Raw genomic sequence first — 22,484 nt, 5'->3', positions numbered from 1 at the left:
CCGTCGCTGTTCCGGTCATCTCCGGTGGCCTCCTGTGTCGCCCCGAATCGTGTCACTGGTGTCCTGGTGGCGCTCCATCTCTGACGACGCTGCGGGCTCCATGGCGGCCCTTCTCGCTGGTGGAGGCCCCAGCGTAGGTTTGCCGTTCGTCTGAGTCAATGACCATGTTTTGGCGAGGTGACGACACATGGATGCATCCCCGTGTGCTTAACTCGCGCTTCGAGGTTGATGTGGCAACGAAGACGGACAGAGGGAGCGGACAGCCGGTGGTCGAGCGGATGACGAGCGCGGCACGTCGTGAGCAGCTGGTACGGGCCGCGACGACGATCCTCGCCCGGGGTGGGCTTCGGGGCCTGACGACCCGTGCGGTCACGGCAGAGGCAGGAGCGTCGCTGGCGAGCCTGCACTACGCGTTCGACGGGGTCGACTCCCTGCTCAGAGCTGTCCTGCAGCACAGCCTCACGGTGACGCGAAACGAGTTGTCACGAGAGCTTCCCCAGGGACTACCACTCGACGCTGCGGTCCGGACATGCGTCGCCGGCATCTGGCGACTTGTCGAAGCGAACGAGGAACTGCAAACCTCGCAGTACGAACTCACCCTGCACTTCCTACGCAACGCGAGTGACGACGCCGGAGCCCGACAGTACCGGAGCTACGTGCAGATCATCGAAGATCAGATACGGTTCATGACGAAGGTCGACGACCTTCCGGACCAGCGCATGCTGATGGCTCTGTGCCGACGGCTCGCGGCGATCCTCGACGGCCTCATCCTGCAACATCTGGTCGAGCCGGACCCGGGGCGGTCGAGGAACGACCTCAGGATGCTGACGGATGCCGTGCTCCACGGCCTGCGTGACGACCAGACGTCCACCGATTGGGTCACCATCGACGCCGCCGGATCGGTCATCCCGCCGTCAGCTGTAGTGCTGGAACCGGGGCCATAGCACCGCCCACGACTCCCGCGGGTCCCGGCAGACGGTGATCGGACGGCCCTGCTCCTCGTTGCCCACGCCCAGGCCGTGATCCAGGTGCTCGGCGACCTCACAGGAGGCGAACCACTGCCGGACAGTGCTCCCGTCCTCGCCGAAACCCACCAGAACGGCCACCCTGGCCCTCTCCGGCGGGCTACCCAGGCGGTGCAGCTCGTTGTGTCCGCTGTAGAGGCGGGCCGTCGACAGGCCGGAACCGTAGCGGTGCAGGGCTCCGTACTCGCCGTAGTTGCTTGTGATGACGACGGCGCTCGCCCTTTGCTGGGGCGGTAGAGCCGTCACGACGTCGGTGACCTGACGCGTGTACTCGGGCCAGCCGATCTGGTCCCTGGTCGCCTGGTTGATCTCGGTGATGCCGAGTTGGGCCTGCGCTGCGATGGAGAACACCGGCAGTGCGAACGCCACCGCGGCGACGACGTTGACGACGACCGCCGCCGCCAGCGCGACGCGACGTGGCACCGTGCCGGACCACATCTCCGCCCGTGCCGCACCAACCGCGTAGATCGTCAGGAAGAGACCGAGGCTGTAGTACGGCTGAGCGGCCAGCAGGAACATGACCACCAGCAGAATCCCGTAGCCGACAGCGAGCGCGCGCACCGGTCGCAGGGCCGGACGGCGCACCAGCGCCACCATGCCGGCGATGAAGATAGGCACCAGCGTGAGGCCGACGAGACTGAGCTGAAACGGCACCAGGAGGATGCGCGCCTCCTCACCCTTGTTCTCCTGCAGGGCCTGGGCCATGGTGAGCTGCGGGAAATCGTTGACCACCTGGTAGGCGACCATCGGTGAACCGAGCGCCAACGCCAACAGGGCACCGGCCCAGAGCCATCGGGAGGCCAGTGCCGACCGTGGCCCGACGAGAAGCAGCGCGACCGCAAGCACGGCCAGCAGCAGGACGACCAGCAGCTTGAACCACAGCGAGACTCCGACCACCGCGCCCACGGCGAGCCACCAGCGAGGCTCCTGCCGCAGCAGGGCCCGCATCGCGAACAGCAGGACCAGCACCCACGCCACCATGTCGACGGTGGCCGTGAGCAGGACGTGCCCGAACACCAGCGGGAACGTGCCAGCGGCACCGACGGCGGCCAACCCTTGTCCCCACCTGCCGGCACCGACCTCACGGGCCACCAGGGCGAGCAGTACCGCCACGCCGACGGTCGCCAGCATCGCCGGTACGCGCAGACCCCACAGCGAGTCGCCGAAGATCTGCACGGACGCGCGGGCGAGCAGTGGCGTGCCAGGAGGTTGATCGACATAGCCCCACGACGGGTGGAAGCCCAGGACGCGGAAGTACAACTCGTCACGGTGGTAGCCGTACCTGGACGCCGTCGCCATCAGCGCGACCGCTACCACGGCAGCCGCCACGGCCACCGGCGCGAAGGCGAACGGAGGTAGTGACGCCCGGGAAGGACGCGCCTTCTCCGTGTCAGCCTGTGGAACACCCGCCATGAATCGCCTCGGCCTCGTTTGTGTCCCCTTACGGGGCTCCAGCTATGCTGACCTGCCACCCCCGCGGGGCACCCGCATGCCAGCGACGCACCGTTACCTGGTGGCAGGCTACGAGCGGCACCGGCGGAAGTCCCAACAGTTACAGATTTGTCGAATGAACGCCCCGGGTTATGCGGAGGCCGATGCGTGTCAGGCGGAGCAGGTTCGGGTGGTGGTGTTCGCGAATCCGCTGACTGAGCAGCGGCGGAGCGTCCTCGGCGAGATATTCGGCTGCTGCGTGATCAGCGGTGAAGACCACTTCACGCGGGACGACGTCCCTGCCTTTTCGGGATAACAAGATCGTAAGATCGGGGCATGCTCGAATCCCAACGCGAAGCCGTGCCACCCAACGACGACGGCGAGCTCGACACCGCCCTCGCCTTCTTGTCCTTCGCTCGATCATGCGTGCTCAAGAAGGTCGCCGGCTTGAACGAGGAGCAGCTGCGGCGCCGCCTGGTCGTCTCCGACACCACACTGCTGGGGCTGGTCCAGCACCTGACCCACGCCGAACTGTATTGGTTCGGCTACACGTTCGCCGGCGACCCGCGCTACGCCGACGTCGACTTCGACATGGTGGTCGCACCAGACCGGTCCCCAGACCAGGTCATCGCCGACTACCGGGCTGCGATCGCCGACAGCGACGCCCACCTCATTGCAGCCGCCGGCCCCACCGTGCTCACCGCACAGCCCGTCGGCGACGCGCCTCGTACGCTTCGCTGGGTGCTCGCCCACATGACGAGCGAGACCGTCCGGCATGCCGGCCACGCCGACATTCTGAGAGAGCTCATCGACGGCACCACCGGGCGGTAAGAGATCGCGACTCGGAGCCGTTGACCGGTCCGATGCTACGCAGCCGCGTCGAGCGCTCGGCGACCACCACGGCCCGAAGGACCGCCAGGGTGACGGCGAGGAACACACCCCCTCGGCTCCCAACCTTTCACGCCAGCGGTGGGAGGAGGTTGCCAGAGGAGGCGTCGACGGGGCGGTGCCGTCCCAGGAGGCGAAAGGGGCCCGGTTCGGGAATCGGGTGATGTCGCCGACCTCGACCAGCAGCCGGGCGCCGCCGGAGGGTCCGATGCCGTGCAGGCTCGTCAGGGTGGTGCCGGTGGAAGCGACGAGTCCCTTGCGGCCCTGGCCGGTGGCGAACACCCGCGCCCGGGCGGACAGCTTCGGTGGCGCGTCCTGCGAACTGACTGCTGCGGCGTGGGCAGTGTTTGCAGCTGCCCGACCCCGGGCGCTCGTGGCCCCCGGGGTCGGTACGCGAGCGGGCCGCACGGCTGCTTGGCGTGCTGCGAGGCGCCCGGTCGCCGGCTTTCGCTGGGGTGTCAGCGCGCCGAGCGGCCCGGCGTGACAACCGCGGCGATGCCGGCGGCAACACCGGCGGCAATCGCGGCGGTGAGGAAGCCGTCACGGAAGCCGGTCAGGGTGTCGCCGATCAGGCTGGCGGCGGCGACGCTGGAGACGACCGCGGCGCCGATGGACGCGCCGAACTCGTGGAAGGTGCTGACGATGCCGGACGCGATGCCGGCCTCGTGCGGCGCAACCTGGCCCAACGCCGTGGCGGACGCGACGACGAACAGCGCCCCGGTACCCGCCGCGGCGATCGCGACGCCGGTGGTGATGGCGGTCGGATTCATCGACAGCGCCGGCACGGCCATGCCGGCCGCAGCGACGACCAACCCGGCGACGGCAAGCTGGCGGGCACCGAGCCGGCCGATGACGCGGCCGGTGAGGTTCGCACCCAGCATGGTGGCCACCGCAATCGGCAGGAACAACAGACCGGTGTGCAGGGCTCCGTAGCCGCGAGCCTGCTGGAAGTAGAACGTGCCGAGGAAGAACACCGCGACCATCAGAGCGGTGGCCATGAGGATGAGGAACGTGCCGGTGGTGACCGGCCGGCGCGCCAGCAGGGCGGCATTCATCAGGGGCGAGGCGGCGCGCTTCTGCCAGGCGACGAACGCGATGTAGCCGATCACAGCGGTCAGGAGCAGCCAGCCGGTGGCGGCGGTCAACCAGCCGTGGTCTCCGGCGCGGATCAGCGCGTAGATGACGGCGCCGGAGGAACCGGTGACCAGCAAGGCGCCCAACAGGTCCAGGCGCCCGCCCGTCGCGGTGCTGCGGCTGCTGGGCAGTGTGCCGGCGAGCGTGGCGATGATCACCAGCCCGACGGGCACGTTGATGAAGAACACCCACGGCCAGCCCGGCCCGGCGGTGATCAACCCACCCAGCAGGACGCCGAGCGCGGCACCGCCGCCGCCGAGCGCCGACCATACGCCCAGGGCTCTGCTGCGTTCCTCGCCATCGAACAAGGTGACCACCAGCGACAACGCCGCGGGTGACAGCAGGGCCGCCCCGATGCCCTGGGCGACGCGGCCAGTGATCAGGACCTCGGCGGAACCGGAGAGGCCGGTTGCCAGTGATGCCGCGGTGAAGATCAGTAGGCCGGCCAGGACCCCCTTCTTACCGCCTATCAGGTCGGCGATGCGACCACCGAGAAGCATCAGCCCGCCAAAGGTCAGGGTGTATGCGCTGACCGTCCACGTCAGCGCGGCGCGGCTCAGCTCCAGATCGGTTTCCATGTGCGGCAGCGCGATGGCGACCACTGTGACGTCCAGGATCAGCATCAGCTGGGCGACGCCGAGGAAGCCCAGGATGCGCCAGCGTTGCGGATGTGGCGCCGACGGCGCGCTCGTACGCGTCTCATGTGTGGTCATGGTCAGCCTTCCTCAACCAATAACTCGTATGACTGGGTACGACTTACAACGGTGAAGGCTAACCTGTACATTCCCGTACGAGCTAATCTGGGGGCATGGTTTCTGCCGAGACGCCGACACCACGGCGGCGCGCCGATGCCGAGCGCAGCATCGCCCGCATCGTTACCGCTGCCCGGGTGAGCCTCAGCCGCAATCCCGACGCGACAGTCGACGACATCGCCAAGGCCGCGGGCGTGGGCCGGATGACTCTCTACGGCCACTTCCGCACCAGGTCGGAACTGGTTGAACGCGCCCTGGTCGACGCCCTCGAGGCCGGCGACAAGGTCCTCGCCGACGTGGATCTCGGCGGCGACGCACGTAAGGCGATGGCTCGCCTGCTGGCATCCAGCTGGCAACTGGTCGCCGAATCGGCAGCGTTGCTCACCGCGGCGCAGTCAGTGTTGCCCGCTGGCCGGCTGCAGGACTTGCACTCCGACGCGGCCGAACGCGTCGAGGGCCTGATACGGCGCGGTCAAGAACAAGGCGTGTTCCGCACCGACCTGCCCCTGAGCTGGCTGGTCAGCTCGATGCACTACATACTGAACGGTGCCGCGCAAGAGAACCGCGCCGGCCGCCTGGACGCCACGCAGGCCACGCAGGTCGTCGCCGCCACGGTCCTGTCCATCCTCTCCGCACCAGCCGCCGAGAACCTCACCACGCCATAAGAGCAAACGAGCCGCAGGCAAACCCACCGTCTGGGTGACCGCAGCCGTCCTGTTCGCCCAGCGGCTGTGGCCACGTGCACCAGATGGTTGGCCGCGCTCCCCGCTCTGACAGGAGCGCTACGTGCGCGTCGGCTGCGAGGTCGACCAGATTCGCGACGAGGTCCGGGGCGTCGGGCAGGTCGGGTCGCATCAGGTAGACGGCGTCGGCGTCCTTGACCGCTTCGGGCCACGTGGTCGGGTCGGCCCAGTCGAACGGGGTTTCCGCGCCGGGCCGGGACGAGCCCTTCCGGACGGTGACGCCGGGGACGTTGCTCAGCCGGGTCACCACCTCTCCGCCGGTCTTGCCACGGGCGCCGGTCACGAGGATCCTCATGGCCGCACCACTGCCTTACCGGTGATGGGCGCCCCGCTGGAGAGCAGGGAGAGCAGGGCCTCGGGCACCCGCTCGATGCCGTCGAGGACCGTCTGGTGGTAGGTGACGTCGCCGTCGCGCAGCCACCGGGTCATCTCGGCGCGGAAGTCCGGCATCCGGTGCAGATGGTCGGTGACCAGGAAGCCGTAGGTCGTCACACGCTTCGTCACCAGATCGAAGAGGTTGCGCACCCCGTACGGCTCGCGGCCGTCGTACTGGCTCACCATGCCGCAGAGTGCGATCCGTGCGCCGACCCTGAGGTTACTGATCGCAGCCTCCAACTGGACACCGCCGACGTTGTCAAACACCACGTCGATGCCGTCGGGCGCAGCTTGTTCCAGGTGTTCGCGCACGTCGCCGTCGTGGTAGTCGAAGGCGACGTCGTACGTCCCGCGCAGGTAGTCAACCTTCGCGGCCGACCCGGCGCTGCCGATCACCCGGCCCGCGCCCCGCAGCCGGGCGATCTGCCCGGCGATGCTGCCGACCGCGCCGGCCGCACCGGTGACGAACACCGTGTCGCCGGGCTGCACCGCAGTCAACTCGCTGATGCCGATCCAGGCGCTCAACCCGGTGGGGCCGAGGGGGCCCAGGAATGCCTCGGCGGGCAGCCCGTCGACGTCGATCGGGGAGACGGCCGCCGCGTCGGCCACGGTGACCTCACGCAGGCCGGCGAAATGCTCCACCACCTGACCGGCCGCGAGTTGCGGCGTACGGGACTCGACGACCACGCCGACCGCCGAACCCTCCAGCGGTGCGTCGAGCGGGAACGGCGGAATGTAGGACGGCCTGTCGTCCATCCGTCCGCGCATGTACGGGTCCACCGACAGGTGCGTGTTGCGCACCACCACCTGGCCGGGACCGGGCTCCGGTACGTCGGTCTCGATCAGGGCGAAATCGTCAGGGGACGCGTTGGTGCGCGGACGGCGCACCAGGTGCCACTCGCGCGCCTTCGTCAGTGCGGCTGTCATCGGGTCTCCTTAAATGCTTTACTCAATCAAGTATCATGCTAGGCGCAATGCCTGAGGCAATCAAGCTTTCTGGTGGGGTGATCGCATGGCGGTTGCCGCCAGGCCCCGTTACCGCGTCCACCGAGGCCGAACGCGCTGGCCGACAACGGCCACGACGGAGATCGAGGCTCAGTAGTAGGTATCTTCGTGGGACTTGCGGTACTCGACGATGTCGTCGAGCCGGCCGGCGGCAGCGTTGGTAACCCAGTCGGGGTTGCCCAGCAGAATCCGGCCGAGCGCAACGAGGTCGAACTCGCCGGCCGTCGCCCGCTGGACCAGGCCGGAGATCGACTCGGGGCCGCCGGGCCGGAGGAAATCACGGGTCAATCCGACCGAGCCCACCGTGATCGTCGGCAGTCCGGTGAGCTGCTTCGCCCAACCGGCAAGGTTCAGTTCAGAGTCGGGGAATGCCGGCTCCCAGAATCGCCGCTGAGACGCGTGCAGCGCACTCGCGCCAGCCTCGACGAGCGCGGTCAGGATCTGGTCCAGCTCGGCAGGGGTCTCCGCGATTCGGGCGTCGAACCGCCGTTCCTTGAACTGGGAGAACCGCACTATCACTGGCCGGCTCGCCGGGAATTCCGCACGAACGGCGCGCACGACCGCAGCCGGGAACGCTGCGCGCCGAGCCGGCGAGCCGCCGAACGCGTCGGTGCGCCGGTTGGTGAACGGCCACAGGAACTCGTCCAGTAGGTAACCGTGAGCGGCGTGAATCTCGATCGCGTCAAACCCGGCCCGGGCCGCCACCCGTGCCGCCTGAGCGTACGCATCGAGCAACTCGTCAATGTCGGCGGCGGTCATCGCGTGGCTTGCCGGGCGGCCCGACTCACGCACCCCAGACGGCGTCCACGCAGCGAGCCCGTCAATCGGCTCTCGCAAGCTGCCGAGGTGCCACAGCTGCGCCGCGATCCGGCCGCCCACGGCGTGCACGTCGTCGACCACACGCCGCCAGCTTGCCTCGGCGGCACCCGCGGTCATCCGCGGCACCGTGTCCTCGTGGCCTGCGCTCGGATGGTCGACCCAGACTCCCTCGGTGACGATGAGCCCGACGCCGTGCTCGGCGCGGCGGCGGTAGTACGCGGCGACCTCGGGCGCCGGCACCCCACCCGGTGAGCGGAACCGAGTCATCGGCGCCATGGCAAACCGCGAACTCAACGACATACCGGCGAACGTGACAGGCTTCAGCAGCGGCGCCAGTGCGATACTGCCAGCCGGGCGAGCGGTGAGGTTGGCTGTCATGCCCTCACCGTAGGAGTTGACACCAGTGTCAGGGGCAAGCCGCTGGCACAGTCAGATCAGGCTGCGGCGCCTGCGCCCGATACCTGCGGCTGCTCGTCAACAGCCATGTCGTCGATGATGTCCTCCAGCGCCGACACCGTCCGGGCGAGCTGCGCCATCTCCGCGACGATGCGATCACGCTCCTCGCCAAGGCGGTCGGTCAACCACGAGGTGCGGATGTCCGGATTGGTCATGCAGGGCAGCAGCTCATACATGCGCCTACTACTCAGGCCCGCGTCGAACAGCCGCTGGATCAGCCGCACCCGCTGCACCGCCGCCTCCGAGAAGATCCGCTGGCCGCTCGCCGTACGCGTGGAAACGAGCAGTCCTTGCTCTTCGTAGTACCGGATCGACCGGGCACTCACGCCGGTCCGGGCCGCAAGATCGCCGATCCGCATCGCGTCCCTCACACCCAACTCCCGTAGCCTCGACTCGGACCTCGAATCTATGCCGTCCCGGCGTCGTAACGAACCATTCGCCTGACGAAACCCTCACCGCAGGAACTCATCAGCCGATGAACATGTCCAGGTGAAGGCCACTGACGACGCCCTTGCGACGTTCGACACGTTCATCGCCGGCTGCCCGACATGGCGGCGTCAGGCTCTCCCTGGCCTTCACTGACGGCGCCCTTCGCCGGGTGCCGGAGGAGGCGCGGTCTCGTGACGTGCTGCCAAAGCCGCCAGTTCAGTCCGGTTCGCGATGTCCAACTTGGCGTAGACGTGCGCCAGATGCGCCTTGACAGTGCTGCGGCTCACGAACAGCTGACCGGCGATCTGCGGGTTGTTCAAGCCCTTGACGGCCAACTCAACGACCCGCAGTTCCGTCGGTGTCAGGCTGTCCCAGCCGGCGTCCGGCCGGTCGCGTCGACCGCGACCACGCCTCGCGAACTCCATGACAACGTCGAACGGCATACGCTCGCCCACTGCCGTCAGGTCGTCGAAGACCAGGGCGCCGAGGCGCTCGTGCAGGACCGCCCGGTCCCGTTCGTGAACGGTTTGCAGCTCCGCCGAGCGGGGGTGGCCGAGGTCGCGGCGCAGAGCGGTCCCTGCGGCGGAGAGCTGGGCGGCCACGTCATGGCGCCCACGCCGGACGGCGACATGGGCGAGCCCGTCGAGGCTGTCAAGACATGCTGGGCGCAGCCCGCACCGGAGGCGGATCGCGAGCGCCTCATGATGACGGTCCGTGGCCGCCTCGGCGTCCGTGTCCACGGCGAGCCACGCCAACTGCTCCAGACTGTCGGCGAGCGTCGCCGGAATGTCGAGCCGCTGCGCCGACGCGTACGCCTGCTCGGCGAAGTAACGGGCTTCAGTGATGCGGCCGGCCATCCGCAGCGCTGCCGCCCGTTGCGGCAGCGTCGGGGTTGTGAGGTGGGTGTGCCGAGCATCCGGTGCGGCCCCAGCCGCCTCCAGCCACCGCACTGCCGGAGCGATGTCACCCCGCCTGAGATGCAGCCCACCGAGCGCACCGGCCAGCCAGGGCACGAACGTGGCGGGTGCGGTGCCGTCGAGCAGGCCACGGACGGGCTCCAACAGGGTGAGCCCGCCCTCGACATCGCCGGACAGTCCGCGGATCACCGCGAGCACCGCGCGGGACGAGCCGACTCGGTGGTGGTCGAGCAGCGGCGCCGCCACGGTGACGGCTGCCTCGGCGAGCAGGCGTGCCTCGGTCAACTCGCCAGTCTGGGCGAGGTCGGCGGCGAGGACGCCCATCGCGGTCGCCGCGACCCCGCGATCACCGCGGGCGCCGAGGCGGTCGATCGCCGTCCGCAGCAGCGTACGCGCCGTGGCATGGCGGCTCCGCAGGTGATGAATGATGCCCTGTAAAGCACGCGAGCCGTCCACGACAAAGCCGTCACCGGCGGCCATTCCGGCATCCTCGGCCGCCATGGCGAGCTCGAGTGCGACGTCGAGATCGTCGTACATGGTGCCGACCGCGAGCAGGAGTGCCGGTAGGCTGCGCAACCCGGGGTCGGCGAGCTCATCGGCGATCGCGAGGCTGCGCGCCGCAAGCTGCGCCTCCGCGTCGACCGGGTTGTTGGTGTCCGCGACGAGCGCGGCGGCGGTGAGCAGTCGAGCGAGGAGCTGGCGGTCGTCGGCCGGGCACCGGTCCAGCGCGCGACGCAGAAACCGCGCGCCCTCGGTGCCGTGCGCGGTGAGATGCCACCACCAGCCCAACTCGGCCGCCAGGCGAACGGCCGGCGCCGGATTGTCCTGCTCGAGCCCCCACGCCAGCGCGGCTCGGTACTCGTCGTGATCCGTGCCGATCTGCGCCCGCCATGTGTCTTTGTCCCGATCCAGCAGCGGCGACGCCCGCTGGGCGCAGCGGAGGAAGTAGGCGAGGTGACAGCGGGCGGTCTCCGCGTACTCGCCCGCTGCGAGTAGCTGCCGGTGGGCATAGCCGCGCATGGTTTCAGCGAGCCGGTACCGGCCGGCGCCCGGACCCGTCTCCGCGATCACGAGCGACTTGTCGACGAGGCTGTGCAGGAGGTGCTCTATGCCGGATGTCTCATCGGATGGCACGCACACCGCGCCCGCCGCGGCCGAGTCGAAGGTGGCAGCGAACACCGCCATCCGGCGCAGCGCGCGCTGTTCGTCGGCGCTGAGCCGGTCGTAGCTCCAGTCGATAGAGGCCAGCAGAGTCTGGTGCCGGCCGGCGACGCCGCGGGGGCTGCGCACGAGCAGTCCGAACCGGTCGTCGAGCGCAGCCTCGATCTGCTCCGGCGAGGTCGACCGCACCCACGTGGCGGCGAGCTCGATGGCCAGCGGCAGTCCGTCCAGGCGTGAGCAAAGGCGGCGGATGCTCGCTGCTTGTGCGTGGTCGGCCGCGAAGGCCGCGTGGACAGTGCGAGCCCGCTCGGCGAACAACGCGGTGCCGTCGGCAGGTGACATCGCCGGCACAGTCCAGACCGTTTCGTTGGCAAGGCCCAGCCGCTCCCGGCTGGTGGTCAGTACGGCGGCTTCCGGACACGCGGACAGGACGGCGGCGACCAGGTCGGCGACCGGCTCGAGCACATGCTCGCAGTTGTCGAGCACCAGCAGCATGCGCCGTGGGCGCAGCCAGGCAGTGAGCGATCGGATCGGGTGCTCTGCGACGAGTACGCGCACCCCGACCGTGGCGGCGACCGCAGCGGCCACCGAGGTCGACGGCTGTGCGCTCAGGTCGACCCACCGCACGCCGTCGGGCCACAGTCCGGCGATGTCCGCCGCCGCGCGGGCGGCGAGGCGGGTCTTGCCGACACCGCCGGTGCCGATGACGCTGACCAGCCGGTCACGCACCAGCAGACCTGTCAATTCACGCAGCTCCTCCGCACGCCCGACGAAGCTGGTCCGGAACGTCGGTAGGACCGTCGTCTGCGGATCCAGCGCGTTCAACCGCCGCGTTGACTCGCACCCCTCCCGAACCAGGTCGAAGACGCGCTCAGCGTCGCCGAGATCGAGCGGTTGGCGCACGCCCAGATCGCGCAGCAGCCACCCGGCCGGCAGCGCCGCGCGCACGAACGGGGCGGCCGCGGCCGACACCAACACTTGCCCACTTGCGGCCATCGTGCTGATCCGAGTCGCCCGTCGTGGTAGCGGCTTCCCTTGCTCAAGGTGCACCGTGACGTCTAGCCCGATGCCGGGTGCGGCCTCGGAGGGAAGTGCGTCGGCCAGCGGTAGGAGTGCGTCGAATGCCTCGCCGAACGTCGGGAACCAAGCGACGGCGGCCGAACCTCCGGTGGCGTTCACGATCATCGGCAACCCGGCCGGCCAAACAGCCGCGGTCCCATCTTGCGCGGCCCTGCCTGCCACGGTGGGTTCAATGGTGGAGGCGACCGCCACGGCGCCGAAACGGTCGGTCGCGTTCTGCGGTGCCCAGGCGTCGGCCGGTTCGGGCATTGGACCAGTATGCAACTGCCGGTGTGCGCCCGGGCCACCTGGCCAGCCCTTAACCCCTGGTCATGGCCAGGTGGCTGATGTTTCGTCGCCCGCCCCGTACCAGGCTCCAACGTGCCGCCGGTGATCGCGACCGGCCTGACCGAGGGGTGAGCGATGACGAAGGTAATCGCCGACATGTCGATGTCGATCGACGGGTTCATCGCCGATGCCGCCGATGGCGTCGATGAACTATTCGAATGGTACGGCAACGGCGACGTGGAAACGGCCACCGCGCATCCAAACATCACTTTTCCTACGTCCGTCCCGAGCGCAGATCGCCTGCGCCAGGCGCTGAACGACGTCGGTGCCCTCGTGGTGGGCCGCCGGCTGTTCGATCTGACAAACGGCTGGGGCGGCCGTCACCCGATGGGCGTCCCGGTCTTCGTGGTCACGCACCGGGCCGCCCCGGACTGGCTGGCCCCCGACGCTCCGTTTGTGTTCGTGCACGACGGGGTGGAGGCTGCTGTGGCCGCTGCGCGACAGGCGGCCGGTGATCGGCTGGTAGGAGTCGCCAGTGCCTCGATCACCCAGCAGTGCCTGCGGCTCGGCCTGCTCGACGAGCTGCACGTCAACCTCGTGCCGGTGCTGCTCGGCACCGGGGTCAGGTGGTTCGAGAAGGTGCCCGGACCGGTCTGGGCACACGATCCGCAGATCCTCGAGGGCACCCGGGTAACGCGCCTGGTGTTCCCGCTGGACAGGTCACGATGAGCGGCTCGAGCGGTCCTGCGTCGGCCGACGCCTTCGTCGAGCAGTTCAATCAGCTCGGCGGTGACCCGCCCATGCGGGATATCTTCGCGCTGGCTAAGCGGTTCGTCGCCATGCCGGTCAGCGAGGTGGAAGCGCTGCTCGAGCAACAGGCGCACGCACTGCGCGTCGGCGCGGTCAGCATCATGGACTGGCAGGCCCGCAGCCGCCGCACGTCGCCCACCGTCCGCGCGGCGCTGTTCGAGCTGTACGTGCGCCGCCACGACCGCATCGACAACTGGGACCTCGTCGACCGGGCCGCGCCGTCGGTCGTCGGCGGGCACCTCATCGACAAGCCACGCGATCCTTTGTACGCCATGGCGCGATCTGCCAGTCAATGGCCGCGCCGTACGTCGATCGTCGCGACGTACCACTTCATCCGACACGGTGAGGTCGACGACACCTTCGCCATCGCCGAGATCCTCGCCCATGACACGGCGGACCTGGTCCAGAAGGCTGTCGGGGGTTGGGTGCGCGAGGCCGGCAATCGCGCGCCGGAGCAACTACTGGCCTTTCTGGACACCTACGCCGCCACCATGCCGCGCACCGCGTTGCGCTACGCGATTGAACGGCTTCCGCAACAACAGCGGCACCACTACCTGAGCCGGCGAGCGGCCATCGGGAACAAAACAACCAACTGAGGAGAGGAACCGAACGTGACTACGACGAGAATTGAACAACGCCCTGAGCAGCCCGTGATGCTGGTCCGCACGGTGGTGCCCGTCGACCGGCTGATGTCCGCGCAAGGTGAGGCACTCACCGCGTTGTGGTCGGCACTGCGGCAGTCGGACATCGACCCGGCCGGTGCGCCCTACGTGCGATACCACACCTTCGGCGACGACACTGACATGGAGGTCGGAGTGCCGGTGACCGCGCCGCCGGCCAGCCCGACGATCGGAGGGGTGACGGCCGGCACACTTCCAGGTGGCCGGTCACTCGTCGCGACGCACGAGGGCTCCCACGACCGCCTGAACGAAGCTTATGGGGCGTTGCAGGGGGCTGTCCGGCGCGACGACCTGACTGAGGTGGGCGCGGCGTGGGAGGAGTACCAGTGGATCGACCTGCGCAGGCAGCCCGACCCGGCGAGCTGGCCCGCCCCGGACGTCTGGGTCACCGAGGTGGTGCTACCGATTCGCTGACCTAAGCCTGGCTGGCCACCAGTTCGCCAGGCCTACGAGCGACGGGGTCGCTGCCGGGTAGGCGACACGAAGCTGATGTGTAACCGGGCACTGCAAGCCTGGCGCAGAAGGTCGCATCGCGGAAGGGATGATCGATGACCCCTTTCTGGTGGCGAGGCAAGCTGTGAGGGCTGCTGCGGAGACCCGTCCCGTCCGGGGCGGGTCTCCGACAGCGACGGTGGCGCAACGAGGCCGGACGCCGGGGCTTGCGGCGAAACTGCCGTCGGCGGTAGGGGCGGGCACCTTGTGAAGGACGTTTTCATGGCTGAGCGCCGGGTCCAGTTCGGACGACGAACTGCCGCGATCACCGCCGTCTTGTCGGTGGCGGCAGGAGGCTACCTTCTCGTGTCGGGCATGACCGGGGATTCGACACTGGGCATCGGTGTGGACGGCACCGTCGGTTCGAGTGCGGCGGGGTCGGCTGTCGAGGTCGGCGGTACCGAGGTGCCGGTCCTCGACTCTCCCAGCCATTCACCATCGACGACGTCGACCCGCACGCCCCAACCAACGGGTTCACCGTCGGTGACCCCATCTCCCGCGCCACGGTCGACCAGCCCAGATCCGGAGCCGCCGCAGTCCACGGCAGGGCGTCCGAACAGTAGCAACACCGGCTACCGGGCCGGGGTCGACCTCAGAGCCTGGACCGGTCCCACCTACGACAGTTCGTCCAACCGGGTTATCGACGGCTTTCGCCTGGCGGGCTCGTACACCTTCACCGGCAAGAACGTGACGTTGCGGAACTGTGAGATCACCGGGGGAGTGACACTTGCCCTCGCCTCGGGCGTGACGATCGACAGTTGCACGATCAGGGGCGGTGTCGCCATCTCCAGCAGCCAGAAGGTGACTATCCGCCACACCAACATCCACGACTTCGGTGCGGACGGGATTCACATCACTTCTGACCGCGACGGGATACGCGTGGCCGATGTGACCATCGCCAACAGCTACCTCCACTCGCCCTCGCCTGCTTGTGACGCGCACGCCGACGGTATGCAGGTGCGCGGGGTGGACAGGTTGACCCTGCTGAACAACCACATCAACATGGGTGCCTGGCGGCAGGTGTGCGGCAAGGACGCTTTGAACGCCGCCGTGTTCCTGCAGGACGCCAACGGCGGCAACCAGAGTGTCACGCTGCGGGACAACCTGCTTGTCGGCGGCGGTTTCACCTTCTATCTCGGCGCCGGAACGCGCACGAAGCTGATCGACAACGTCATCAAGCGGGGTCGGTACGGCTGGGTCAACAGCACGTCGGACGCGGGCGATGTCATCCAGGCCACGAACAACGTCAACGAGAACGGTGTCTGCCTGAAGGCAAGCGACGATCGCGGCATCGGCTTGAACGGCTGTACCCGGTAGCGTCGGGGAACCGCACTCAGCGAACACGAGCTGTGTTCGGTCCCGCAGGAGGTGTGACGACCCGATCGGCTCTGAAAGGGGCTTACCTGTATGCACTCGATGGGTGGTCAGGATGTCCAGCGAGCGGTGACTGAGATGGTGCGCGTCCTGACGCCATACGAGTCAGCGGACTGGCGGAACCGAGCCGGCACACTGGATTGGAGTTGCTGGACGACGGCAGCGCACGTAGCCCATGACCTGCTGGCATACGCCGGGCAGGTTGCTGCTCGACCAGACGACGCCTACCTGCCGTTCGACCTCAAGGTTCGTGACGATGCGTCTGCTGGAGACCTACTGCGCATAGTCACGGCGTCCGGCCGACTGTTGAGCACCGTGTTGGCCGCATCCGAGCCTTCGGCACGTGCCTGGCATTGGGGGCCGACCGACCCGAGCGGCTTCGCCGCGCTGGGGGTGAACGAGACCCTGATGCACACGTTCGACATCACCGCAGGGCTCGGGATCACCTGGCATCCGCCGGAAGATCTGTGCGCGGCTGTGCTTTCCCGTCTCTTTCCTGATGTTCCAGGAGACGATCCGGTCCGCGGACTGCTGTGGTCCACCGGGCGCGCGGATATTCCCGGTCGTCCTCGCCGTACCTCGTGGATCTCGAAGGCGGCCGTCGAGTAACAGTGGTCCGTTGGCCGGGCCCGGGTCTGTACCCGGACCGCGACACTCCCGTCGACGCCAGCATCCCGTCGTCAGGAGTGCCAGAGGGTTCTCGGACCGTCGTTCGAGACGTCGGACCGGGCGTGGCCGTCGCGGCGGGCACGAGGTGACCCGCAACCACACGTGTCAGCGGCGGCGAATTGGTTCGCGGGTGTCCCAGCGATCAGTTCATCGAGTGCATGGATCAGTTCCGGACACCGCTGCGCGGGCCGAGGGCTCGGACACTCGAGGGCGTGACCGAGTAGGCATCTCGCCGCTTGGGCCCGCGCGATGAGGTCGTCGACCTCGGCGATCCGGTCGCGAACCACCGTGCGCCATGTCTCCTCCGGAGCGTCCAGCAGTACGCCTGCGGTGCTCAGTGGGATACCCAACCCGTGCATGAGCTGGACCAGCGCTGCGCGGCGCAACTGCTCGGTCCCGTACATACGGTGCCCACCTCGCCGTTCGGCCGGCGGGACAAGCCCCCGCTCGTCGTAGTAGCGCAGGGTCGACGTGGTGAGGCCGAGCGCGGCTGCGGTCTGACCGATGGACATCAACGGCATCGCTCTATTTGACTTCAAGTCGGCAGGAAGTGCCAACGTCTCGTCGTATGCAACGGAAAGGGACACATTCGATGTCGGGACGTTTCGGTGCGGTGATCATCGGTGGCGGGCAGGCCGGCTTGGCGGCGGGTCAGTACCTGCGTCGGCTCGGGGCCGACTTCGTCGTCCTCGACGCCGGTGAGGAGGTCGGCTGGACCTGGCGTCGCCGTTGGGACTCACTGCGCCTGTTCACCCCCGCCCGTTTCAACCACCTACCCGGTCTCCGGTTCCCGGCTCGTCCCGACCACTACCCCAGCAAAGACGAGATGGCTGACTACCTGGTCGAGTACGCCAATCGGTTCGCGCTGCCGGTCCGGCACGATCGCCGGGTTCGTGAACTGAAGCGGGACGGTACCCGGTTCACGATTCGAGCGGACGGCGGCGACTTGGAGGCTGACCATGTGGTGGTCGCCACCGGGCCGACGATGATTCCCCACCGACCGTCGTACGCTGGACGGTTGGACGTCCCGCAGTTGCACTCCAGCGATTACCGAAACCCCGATCAGTTGCCCGACGGGCAGATCCTGGTCGTCGGCGCCGGAAACTCGGGCGCGGAGATCGCGCTGGACCTCGCTCCCACCCGTCGTGTAGTGCTGGCCGGGGCCGACACCGGACGTTTGCCGGTGCCGCTCGGTGGCCTGCGCTACCGTCTGTTGAACCGGCTGCTCACGGTAGACAACGCCATCGGCCGCCGTATCGCCTATCGGTCGACCGGCCGGGGTAGCCCGCTGGTTCGGACCCGGCCGGAGGACCTTGCCACGGCCGGCGTCGTACGCGTAGCCCGGGTCATCGACGCGGACGGCGGACGGGCCCTGCTGGCCGATGGCCGAAAGGTCGACGTTGCGGCAGTGGTGTGGTGTACCGGCTATCGGCCCGACTACCACTGGATCCGCATCCCGGTGTTCAACGACGGGCGTCCGGTGCAGCATCGTGGCGTGGTCGCAGGCTGCCCCGGCTTGTACTTCGTCGGACTGCCCTTCCAGTCCGGCTTCGCCTCCTCCCTGGTCGGCGGGGTCGGCCGGGATGCCCGCTACGTCACCGACCACCTCGCCGCCCGGCGGACTGCTGTGGGCCGTCCGACGGCACCGCCCGGGCCCTGGGATGCGGATGTGACGTGATCGCGTCGCTCAACAACTGGAGGAGCGTGGGTGTGGCACTCGCGTCACCGACTTCTACCCGGAGGCGGACGAAGGGTCGTGGTCAGGGTGGCCCGACGGGGGGAGCGAGCCACCCTGACAGCGCTAGGAGCCGCACGCGGCCGCGAATGTCCTCATGAGACAGGCTCAAAGCACATTGAGTCTAAGGTGGACAGGCTTCATCAAAGCTCCTGGACGGCTTCACCGCTGAGACACGTACTGTCGTAGTGGGTGAACGCCGCGTGGTCTCGACGATGGCGAGCTGAGGCGGCACCTGGGGGGGCGCGGAGCAGCAGACGGACGGCATCGAACGGCGCGTCAACCGGCTCGAGCAGCGCCGCAGCGTTGTCGTCCGCTAGTCGCCGCCACACTTCGAGGTGCCTCGGCGTGGCTCATCGGGCTGGGCGAGCCTGAGTGGCGGGACCTAGGCACCCGAGAGGAGGTCCAGCAGGGCGTCGCCGCGCTCGGTGCGACGGACGTGCGTCTGACGGCCCCGACGCTCGCGGTATAGCAGACCTGCGTCGACAAGTGAGGTGCAGTGGTAGGTGACGACGCTGGGTGCGCAGTGCAGCAGGCAGGCAAGTTGGCTCATGCTCAGCCCCGAGCCGGCGTGACGTAGCAGGGTGGCCCGCATGGGGCCGAGCACCAGAGCGAGGGGGTCCTGCCTGCGTCCGGGCCGTTGTTCCTGCCAGGTCCTCCAGAGGTTCGGTACCGGATAACCCAGCCACAGCATGTCCGCCATGTCGGGATCGAAAATCGAGGCCCCGACGCCCGACACGGTCGGAGTCAGCACCAGCCGCCTACCGTCGAGGGCGAAGTGCGCCGGGTGGCGGTCGGGGATCAACAGGGACTCGTCGCGGAAACGCCAGCGTGGATTGATGTCGGCGAGAACAGCGTCGAGCGCGCCCCGCACCGATGCAGTTCCCACCCGGACGATCTCCCGGTCCAGCAGCGGCTGCGCGCGCTGCCAGTGCGGATGGAAAACCTCCCACACCGACCGCAGCATCGCTACGTAGGCGTCCACCCATCGGCCCGGGCGCCGCAGGGCCCAACCCCAGTGATCGGGGGTCGTTTCACCGTAGAGCTCCGTGACCTGCTCGGTGAGCCGCTCGTGGGCGGCCGTCGCGATCTGGTTGAGGTGACTCTCGAAGTCCACGTCACACAACGCGACGGAGGGTGTCAGGCAATGGGGAATGCTCGACGCCGAAGGTCCGAACATCGGGGTGAGCAGGCGGGTCGCCTCGTAGGGAAGGTTGGACCGTACCGCCGACCGTAGGAACGGTGGAACTCCCTGCGGCCGGCCAGCGGCGTCTCCCAACAGGGACAACACGCTCGCCATTGGCATGATCTTCACATCGATGCGGAGATCGTCCAAGCGCCCGAAGCTCACCTGACTGTGTATCGATGCTGGCTTGACCATAGCTGCTGCGACCCCCCTCCGGTCGCCTCCGGCGTGACGCACCGCCGACGTGTGACACCGTCGACGCGATCGTGAGCCGGAACGTTCGCTGCCATGATCGCAATGCCCAGCGTCAGGCGAGCGTCAGCACTGCTTCGGGTCGACGTCAATGCAGCGTCCTTCGCCCGGTGGTTCCGCTTTGGCGAGTCCTCTCGCTCGATCATCACCGTGCGGGATGAGCGCTGTCGACACTGACCACCACCGTCCCTCCGTCGTCCATTCAACGAGGTCAGCCGTCAGCGTGAAGCTGCAACGAAGGCGCGTGCTGGCAGGCTGCAACGTGGCCGCGCATTCCCTGCGGTCGGCAATGAACGACGAACGTGAGAGGTGGACGAATGTCGCCAACGCCCAACCATCTCGTCGCCGATGAGGCTGTCGAGTTCATCGCCCTGGACGGTGGGCCGCAGCTTGACTCGATTTTTGAGGAGGAGTTCAGCCTCAGCCCGGACGAGATCGTCGCTGGAGGATCTTCTGGCTCGGTGAGCACCTGCGGATCTAGCGTCTGCACGTTCGGGTACAGCCCCACCGAGCAGGTCGGCGACCCGATCGCCTACGTGACGTCTCCGGCCGAGATGTAGCGCATTGCCCGAGGTGCGGGGGAACCCGTGGCGGGCGGGCGGCGGGACCGCTCGCCACGGGCGCCTCGATGTCAAGTCGAAGGGAGTGGCGATGGCAGAGCCGGCATCAGTCGATACGCGGCCGATGAAGAACCTCGTGGCTGCGTCGTACGTCGCCACGGTGCTGCCGTGACAGTCGACCAGCTCGACGCGCGGATCCGGCAGCACGCCCGCCGGTACGGGAAGCGGCAGGCGCTCGTGGTCGTCAACCGTCGCAGCACCGTGTCGATGTCCTGGGCCGAGTTGGATGAGGCAACTGGGCGGGTGGCCGACCGGATCTCATCCGCAGCGGGCAGTCCGTATTGTCAGGTCGCCACGCTTGTGGACCACGACGTGGCCGAGATCGTGGCACTCGTTGCCGCCATGCGGGTGAGCGCGCCGGCTGCGGTACTCAATGCCCGTCTACCCGCCGCGTTGCAGGACGCACAACTGTCCCGCATTCGTGACAGCGGATACATCCCCGTGGCGGGGCAGGCCTTGACGTCGTCATGGCCCGGTCTGCAGCGACCGAGGGGCATGAAGCCGCCGCATGTTGCCTTGGCGCCGCACGCCGTCCTGCTGGCCTCGGGTGGTTCCACCGGGCGGCCCAAACTGGTCATCGATCACCTCATTCGGGCTGCCCCGGTCCGGCCCGCTGTGGCCCGACCCTTCCTGCACACGGGATGGAGCGCTGGCCAGCGGCAGATCGTCTGCAGTCCGCTCTACCACGCAGCCGGGCTGACACCCTTCGTCGAAGGTTTGGTGGCCGGTAACACCATTGTGGTGGCACACCCGTTCGACGCATCGACATTCGGGTCCCTGATCGAGGAACAGGCCGTCGACTGGGTGCAGATGACCCCCTATCACATGACCTCCCTGCTGATGAGCGGAAGCGGTCCGGAAGGCTGGAAACGGCTGCCCCACCTGGTACACCTGGCCGATCGGTGCCCGGGTCGGGTCAAGCGACGGTTCCACGCGGCGCTTGGCGACCGGAAGGTCTTCGAGATGTACGGCGCCAGCGAGGGTATCGGCATGACGATGGCTCGCGGCGACGAGTGGGAGGAACGACCCGGCACTGTCGGCCGGGGGTTCTTCACCCTCCTGCGCATTGTGGATGACAACGGCAGGACCCTCGGCCCCGGCGCCGTCGGCGAGGTGCACATGCGCACAGGTGTGCGTCATCACGAGACGTATCTGGGTGCGGCTGCTCGCCTCCGCTTCGGACCTGATGGCTTCGCCACCCTGGGCGATGTCGGCCACCTCGACCAGGCTGGTTACCTGTACCTCGCACCTCGGCAGTTGGCCGTCATCAACGTAGCCGGGGTGACGGTCAGCCCTGGGGATGTGGAAGCCGAACTGATCGAGCACCCGCAGATTGTCGATGTCGCGGTGTGCGCCCAACCCGACGGCGTCTTGGGCGCGCGGGTCGTTGCGGTAGTTGTTCCCGCAGTCACTGCTCCCACAGCCGACGAGGTACGCCGCTGGGCCACCCAACGAATGGCTCCCGCCCAAGTGCCGTCACGGTACGTGTTCACCGCCGCGCTTCCGCGTGGCGATACCGGCAAGCTCGATCGGGTCGCGTTGTCGGAGCTGGTCCGTCAGACAACCCTCGGCAAAGAAAAGGACTCGCTATGTGGCAGGTAGTCGACCTCGGTGGGGCTGGGCATCGACTCCGGGAGCGTGCCGAGATCAACGATGTCGCGGCTGTCCGTTCACCGGACGGCCGTCTCTACGTGCTTCTGGAGCGGCAGGGCCTCGTCTACGGCCCCTGGGCGCGGGACCTCGTGCTAGACGAGGTCGACGAGGACCACGCGAATGTGTCTGTCGTCGTGGTGGGCACCGTGCCTCGATGCGCACGAACGGGCGCGCTTGACGATGCGGCGTGCATCGCGATCGGCGAGCAGGCTGCGGAGAATCCGGGACGGGTCTTCAGCCTCGATCCACCCGCTACCGAGGAGGAGCGGGTGCTCAGTGAGCTGATCGTGGAGTTGCTGCCGATCCGCAGGTTGAGCATGACGGACAGCTTGCCCATGGTCGGCGCCGACTCACTCGTCCTGGCGGAGCTGAGTGCGGCGCTGACCGTGCGGTTCGGTGTTTCTCTGAACGCGATGACACTCTTCGAGGCGGACAACGTCCGCGAGTTGGCGGCGGCCGTCTTCGGTGGCGCGTTGAACAAGCGCGATGATGTCGCCGGGTGACGTCGTGCGTGCATCGGCAGGTACCTGG

22 protein-coding genes and 1 pseudogene are annotated in these 22,484 nt (G+C 68.2%); 13 read left to right on the top strand and 10 right to left on the bottom strand.

Annotation, left to right across the window (positions count from 1 at the left end):
• Nucleotides 1–278 precede the first annotated feature (278 nt).
• The gene (locus Van01_RS26525) at nucleotides 279–944 is read left to right on the top strand and encodes a TetR/AcrR family transcriptional regulator (protein WP_204013095.1); all 666 of its coding nucleotides are present in this window, start codon (nucleotides 279–281) and stop codon (nucleotides 942–944) included.
• Here Van01_RS26525 and Van01_RS26520 read toward each other — a convergent pair.
• Nucleotides 915–2,438, bottom strand: coding sequence for a glycosyltransferase family 39 protein (locus Van01_RS26520; protein ID WP_204013092.1), 1,524 nt, complete (start codon nucleotides 2,436–2,438; stop codon nucleotides 915–917). The two genes, Van01_RS26525 and Van01_RS26520, sit on opposite strands and share 30 nt — an antisense overlap.
• A 100-nt stretch (nucleotides 2,439–2,538) precedes the next feature.
• Here Van01_RS26520 and Van01_RS26515 point away from each other — a divergent pair, with 100 nt between their 5' ends.
• Complete coding sequence (locus Van01_RS26515; RefSeq protein ID WP_204013089.1) at nucleotides 2,539–2,772, top strand: hypothetical protein; 234 nt, start codon at nucleotides 2,539–2,541, stop codon at nucleotides 2,770–2,772.
• A gap of 20 nt (nucleotides 2,773–2,792) precedes the next feature.
• Nucleotides 2,793–3,287 carry a DinB family protein gene (locus tag Van01_RS26510; RefSeq protein WP_204013087.1) on the top strand — a complete coding sequence of 165 codons (495 nt, stop codon included), beginning with the start codon at nucleotides 2,793–2,795 and terminating at the stop codon, nucleotides 3,285–3,287.
• A gap of 174 nt (nucleotides 3,288–3,461) precedes the next feature.
• Here the strand turns inward: Van01_RS26510 and Van01_RS33250 are convergent.
• Nucleotides 3,462–3,626: pseudogene (locus tag Van01_RS33250) on the bottom strand (transposase); the annotation flags it as partial.
• Nucleotides 3,627–3,802: 176 nt separating this feature from the next.
• Nucleotides 3,803–5,191 (bottom strand): MFS transporter, encoded by a 1,389-nt coding sequence (locus tag Van01_RS26500; protein WP_373306295.1) that lies wholly within the window; start codon nucleotides 5,189–5,191, stop codon nucleotides 3,803–3,805.
• 95 nt (nucleotides 5,192–5,286) lie between these two features.
• Between Van01_RS26500 and Van01_RS26495 the strand changes: the two genes are divergently transcribed.
• On the top strand, nucleotides 5,287–5,895 hold the full coding sequence (locus Van01_RS26495) for a TetR/AcrR family transcriptional regulator (protein ID WP_204013082.1): 609 nt from the start codon (nucleotides 5,287–5,289) through the stop codon (nucleotides 5,893–5,895).
• Here the strand turns inward: Van01_RS26495 and Van01_RS26490 are convergent.
• The 5 genes from Van01_RS26490 to Van01_RS26470 all read right to left on the bottom strand — a co-directional run bounded on the left by Van01_RS26490 (nucleotide 5,882) and on the right by Van01_RS26470 (nucleotide 12,131).
• The gene (locus tag Van01_RS26490) at nucleotides 5,882–6,256 is read right to left on the bottom strand and encodes an SDR family oxidoreductase (protein WP_204013080.1); all 375 of its coding nucleotides are present in this window, start codon (nucleotides 6,254–6,256) and stop codon (nucleotides 5,882–5,884) included. The genes Van01_RS26495 and Van01_RS26490 overlap by 14 nt on opposite strands.
• An 8-nt stretch (nucleotides 6,257–6,264) precedes the next feature.
• Nucleotides 6,265–7,275: an NADP-dependent oxidoreductase gene (locus Van01_RS26485; protein WP_204013078.1), complete on the bottom strand. Its 1,011-nt coding sequence runs from the start codon at nucleotides 7,273–7,275 to the stop codon at nucleotides 6,265–6,267.
• A gap of 168 nt (nucleotides 7,276–7,443) precedes the next feature.
• Nucleotides 7,444–8,550, bottom strand: coding sequence for an oxidoreductase (locus tag Van01_RS26480; protein ID WP_204013076.1), 1,107 nt, complete (start codon nucleotides 8,548–8,550; stop codon nucleotides 7,444–7,446).
• A gap of 56 nt (nucleotides 8,551–8,606) precedes the next feature.
• The gene (locus tag Van01_RS26475) at nucleotides 8,607–8,987 is read right to left on the bottom strand and encodes a MerR family transcriptional regulator (RefSeq protein WP_204013100.1); all 381 of its coding nucleotides are present in this window, start codon (nucleotides 8,985–8,987) and stop codon (nucleotides 8,607–8,609) included.
• A 216-nt stretch (nucleotides 8,988–9,203) separates the two neighbouring features.
• Nucleotides 9,204–12,131 (bottom strand): helix-turn-helix transcriptional regulator, encoded by a 2,928-nt coding sequence (locus Van01_RS26470; RefSeq protein WP_204013075.1) that lies wholly within the window; start codon nucleotides 12,129–12,131, stop codon nucleotides 9,204–9,206.
• Nucleotides 12,132–12,617: 486 nt separating this feature from the next.
• Here Van01_RS26470 and Van01_RS26465 point away from each other — a divergent pair, with 486 nt between their 5' ends.
• The 5 genes from Van01_RS26465 (at nucleotide 12,618) to Van01_RS26445 (ending at nucleotide 16,447) form a co-directional block, all read left to right on the top strand.
• Nucleotides 12,618–13,211: a dihydrofolate reductase family protein gene (locus Van01_RS26465; protein WP_239093936.1), complete on the top strand. Its 594-nt coding sequence runs from the start codon at nucleotides 12,618–12,620 to the stop codon at nucleotides 13,209–13,211.
• The gene (locus Van01_RS26460) at nucleotides 13,208–13,888 is read left to right on the top strand and encodes a DNA alkylation repair protein (RefSeq protein ID WP_204013073.1); all 681 of its coding nucleotides are present in this window, start codon (nucleotides 13,208–13,210) and stop codon (nucleotides 13,886–13,888) included. Before Van01_RS26465 ends, Van01_RS26460 begins: the two co-directional genes overlap by 4 nt.
• A 15-nt stretch (nucleotides 13,889–13,903) precedes the next feature.
• Nucleotides 13,904–14,386 carry a GyrI-like domain-containing protein gene (locus tag Van01_RS26455; RefSeq protein ID WP_204029806.1) on the top strand — a complete coding sequence of 161 codons (483 nt, stop codon included), beginning with the start codon at nucleotides 13,904–13,906 and terminating at the stop codon, nucleotides 14,384–14,386.
• 300 nt (nucleotides 14,387–14,686) lie between these two features.
• Nucleotides 14,687–15,781 (top strand): right-handed parallel beta-helix repeat-containing protein, encoded by a 1,095-nt coding sequence (locus Van01_RS26450; protein ID WP_204013068.1) that lies wholly within the window; start codon nucleotides 14,687–14,689, stop codon nucleotides 15,779–15,781.
• 99 nt (nucleotides 15,782–15,880) lie between these two features.
• Nucleotides 15,881–16,447 (top strand): maleylpyruvate isomerase N-terminal domain-containing protein, encoded by a 567-nt coding sequence (locus Van01_RS26445; protein WP_204013067.1) that lies wholly within the window; start codon nucleotides 15,881–15,883, stop codon nucleotides 16,445–16,447.
• Between the two features lie 71 nt (nucleotides 16,448–16,518).
• Here Van01_RS26445 and Van01_RS26440 read toward each other — a convergent pair whose 3' ends face one another.
• Nucleotides 16,519–17,019 (bottom strand): MerR family transcriptional regulator, encoded by a 501-nt coding sequence (locus Van01_RS26440; protein ID WP_204013065.1) that lies wholly within the window; start codon nucleotides 17,017–17,019, stop codon nucleotides 16,519–16,521.
• Nucleotides 17,020–17,099: 80 nt separating this feature from the next.
• Between Van01_RS26440 and Van01_RS26435 the strand changes: the two genes are divergently transcribed.
• Nucleotides 17,100–18,185, top strand: a complete 1,086-nt coding sequence (locus tag Van01_RS26435; RefSeq protein ID WP_204013063.1) for a flavin-containing monooxygenase — start codon at nucleotides 17,100–17,102, stop codon at nucleotides 18,183–18,185.
• A 442-nt stretch (nucleotides 18,186–18,627) separates the two neighbouring features.
• On the opposite strand, the gene Van01_RS26430 is transcribed toward Van01_RS26435, so the two are convergent.
• Nucleotides 18,628–19,359 carry a helix-turn-helix domain-containing protein gene (locus tag Van01_RS26430; RefSeq protein ID WP_204013061.1) on the bottom strand — a complete coding sequence of 244 codons (732 nt, stop codon included), beginning with the start codon at nucleotides 19,357–19,359 and terminating at the stop codon, nucleotides 18,628–18,630.
• 638 nt (nucleotides 19,360–19,997) lie between these two features.
• Between Van01_RS26430 and Van01_RS26425 the strand changes: the two genes are divergently transcribed.
• The 3 genes from Van01_RS26425 to Van01_RS26415 are packed head-to-tail and all read left to right on the top strand — an operon-like array spanning nucleotide 19,998 to nucleotide 22,456.
• Nucleotides 19,998–20,240 (top strand): hypothetical protein, encoded by a 243-nt coding sequence (locus tag Van01_RS26425; RefSeq protein WP_204013059.1) that lies wholly within the window; start codon nucleotides 19,998–20,000, stop codon nucleotides 20,238–20,240.
• A 27-nt stretch (nucleotides 20,241–20,267) separates the two neighbouring features.
• Complete coding sequence (locus Van01_RS26420) at nucleotides 20,268–21,902, top strand: class I adenylate-forming enzyme family protein (RefSeq protein ID WP_308442427.1); 1,635 nt, start codon at nucleotides 20,268–20,270, stop codon at nucleotides 21,900–21,902.
• Nucleotides 21,890–22,456: an acyl carrier protein gene (locus Van01_RS26415; protein WP_204013054.1), complete on the top strand. Its 567-nt coding sequence runs from the start codon at nucleotides 21,890–21,892 to the stop codon at nucleotides 22,454–22,456. The genes Van01_RS26420 and Van01_RS26415 overlap by 13 nt, the downstream gene beginning before the upstream one ends.
• Nucleotides 22,457–22,484 lie beyond the last annotated feature (28 nt).

This window comes from Micromonospora andamanensis (assembly GCF_016863495.1).
Taxonomy (GTDB): domain Bacteria; phylum Actinomycetota; class Actinomycetes; order Mycobacteriales; family Micromonosporaceae; genus Micromonospora; species Micromonospora andamanensis.
The sequence above is the reverse complement of the archived record's forward strand: the minus strand, read 5'-3'. Positions and strand labels throughout refer to the sequence as shown.

Bases quoted from the DNA above. Each gene is read 5' to 3' on its own strand.
- Van01_RS26525 (WP_204013095.1), top strand. From the start codon at position 279: ATGACGAGCGCGGCACGTCGTGAGCAGCTGGTACGGGCCGCGACGACG.
- Van01_RS26520 (WP_204013092.1), bottom strand. From the start codon at position 2,438: ATGGCGGGTGTTCCACAGGCTGACACGGAGAAGGCGCGTCCTTCCCGG.
- Van01_RS26510 (WP_204013087.1), top strand. From the start codon at position 2,793: ATGCTCGAATCCCAACGCGAAGCCGTGCCACCCAACGACGACGGCGAG.
- Van01_RS26500 (WP_373306295.1), bottom strand. From the start codon at position 5,191: ATGACCACACATGAGACGCGTACGAGCGCGCCGTCGGCGCCACATCCG.
- Van01_RS26495 (WP_204013082.1), top strand. From the start codon at position 5,287: ATGGTTTCTGCCGAGACGCCGACACCACGGCGGCGCGCCGATGCCGAG.
- Van01_RS26485 (WP_204013078.1), bottom strand. From the start codon at position 7,275: ATGACAGCCGCACTGACGAAGGCGCGCGAGTGGCACCTGGTGCGCCGT.
- Van01_RS26480 (WP_204013076.1), bottom strand. From the start codon at position 8,550: ATGACAGCCAACCTCACCGCTCGCCCGGCTGGCAGTATCGCACTGGCG.
- Van01_RS26475 (WP_204013100.1), bottom strand. From the start codon at position 8,987: ATGCGGATCGGCGATCTTGCGGCCCGGACCGGCGTGAGTGCCCGGTCG.
- Van01_RS26470 (WP_204013075.1), bottom strand. From the start codon at position 12,131: ATGGCCGCAAGTGGGCAAGTGTTGGTGTCGGCCGCGGCCGCCCCGTTC.
- Van01_RS26465 (WP_239093936.1), top strand. From the start codon at position 12,618: ATGACGAAGGTAATCGCCGACATGTCGATGTCGATCGACGGGTTCATC.
- Van01_RS26460 (WP_204013073.1), top strand. From the start codon at position 13,208: ATGAGCGGCTCGAGCGGTCCTGCGTCGGCCGACGCCTTCGTCGAGCAG.
- Van01_RS26450 (WP_204013068.1), top strand. From the start codon at position 14,687: ATGGCTGAGCGCCGGGTCCAGTTCGGACGACGAACTGCCGCGATCACC.
- Van01_RS26445 (WP_204013067.1), top strand. From the start codon at position 15,881: ATGGGTGGTCAGGATGTCCAGCGAGCGGTGACTGAGATGGTGCGCGTC.
- Van01_RS26440 (WP_204013065.1), bottom strand. From the start codon at position 17,019: ATGTCCATCGGTCAGACCGCAGCCGCGCTCGGCCTCACCACGTCGACC.
- Van01_RS26435 (WP_204013063.1), top strand. From the start codon at position 17,100: ATGTCGGGACGTTTCGGTGCGGTGATCATCGGTGGCGGGCAGGCCGGC.
- Van01_RS26425 (WP_204013059.1), top strand. From the start codon at position 19,998: ATGTCGCCAACGCCCAACCATCTCGTCGCCGATGAGGCTGTCGAGTTC.
- Van01_RS26415 (WP_204013054.1), top strand. From the start codon at position 21,890: ATGTGGCAGGTAGTCGACCTCGGTGGGGCTGGGCATCGACTCCGGGAG.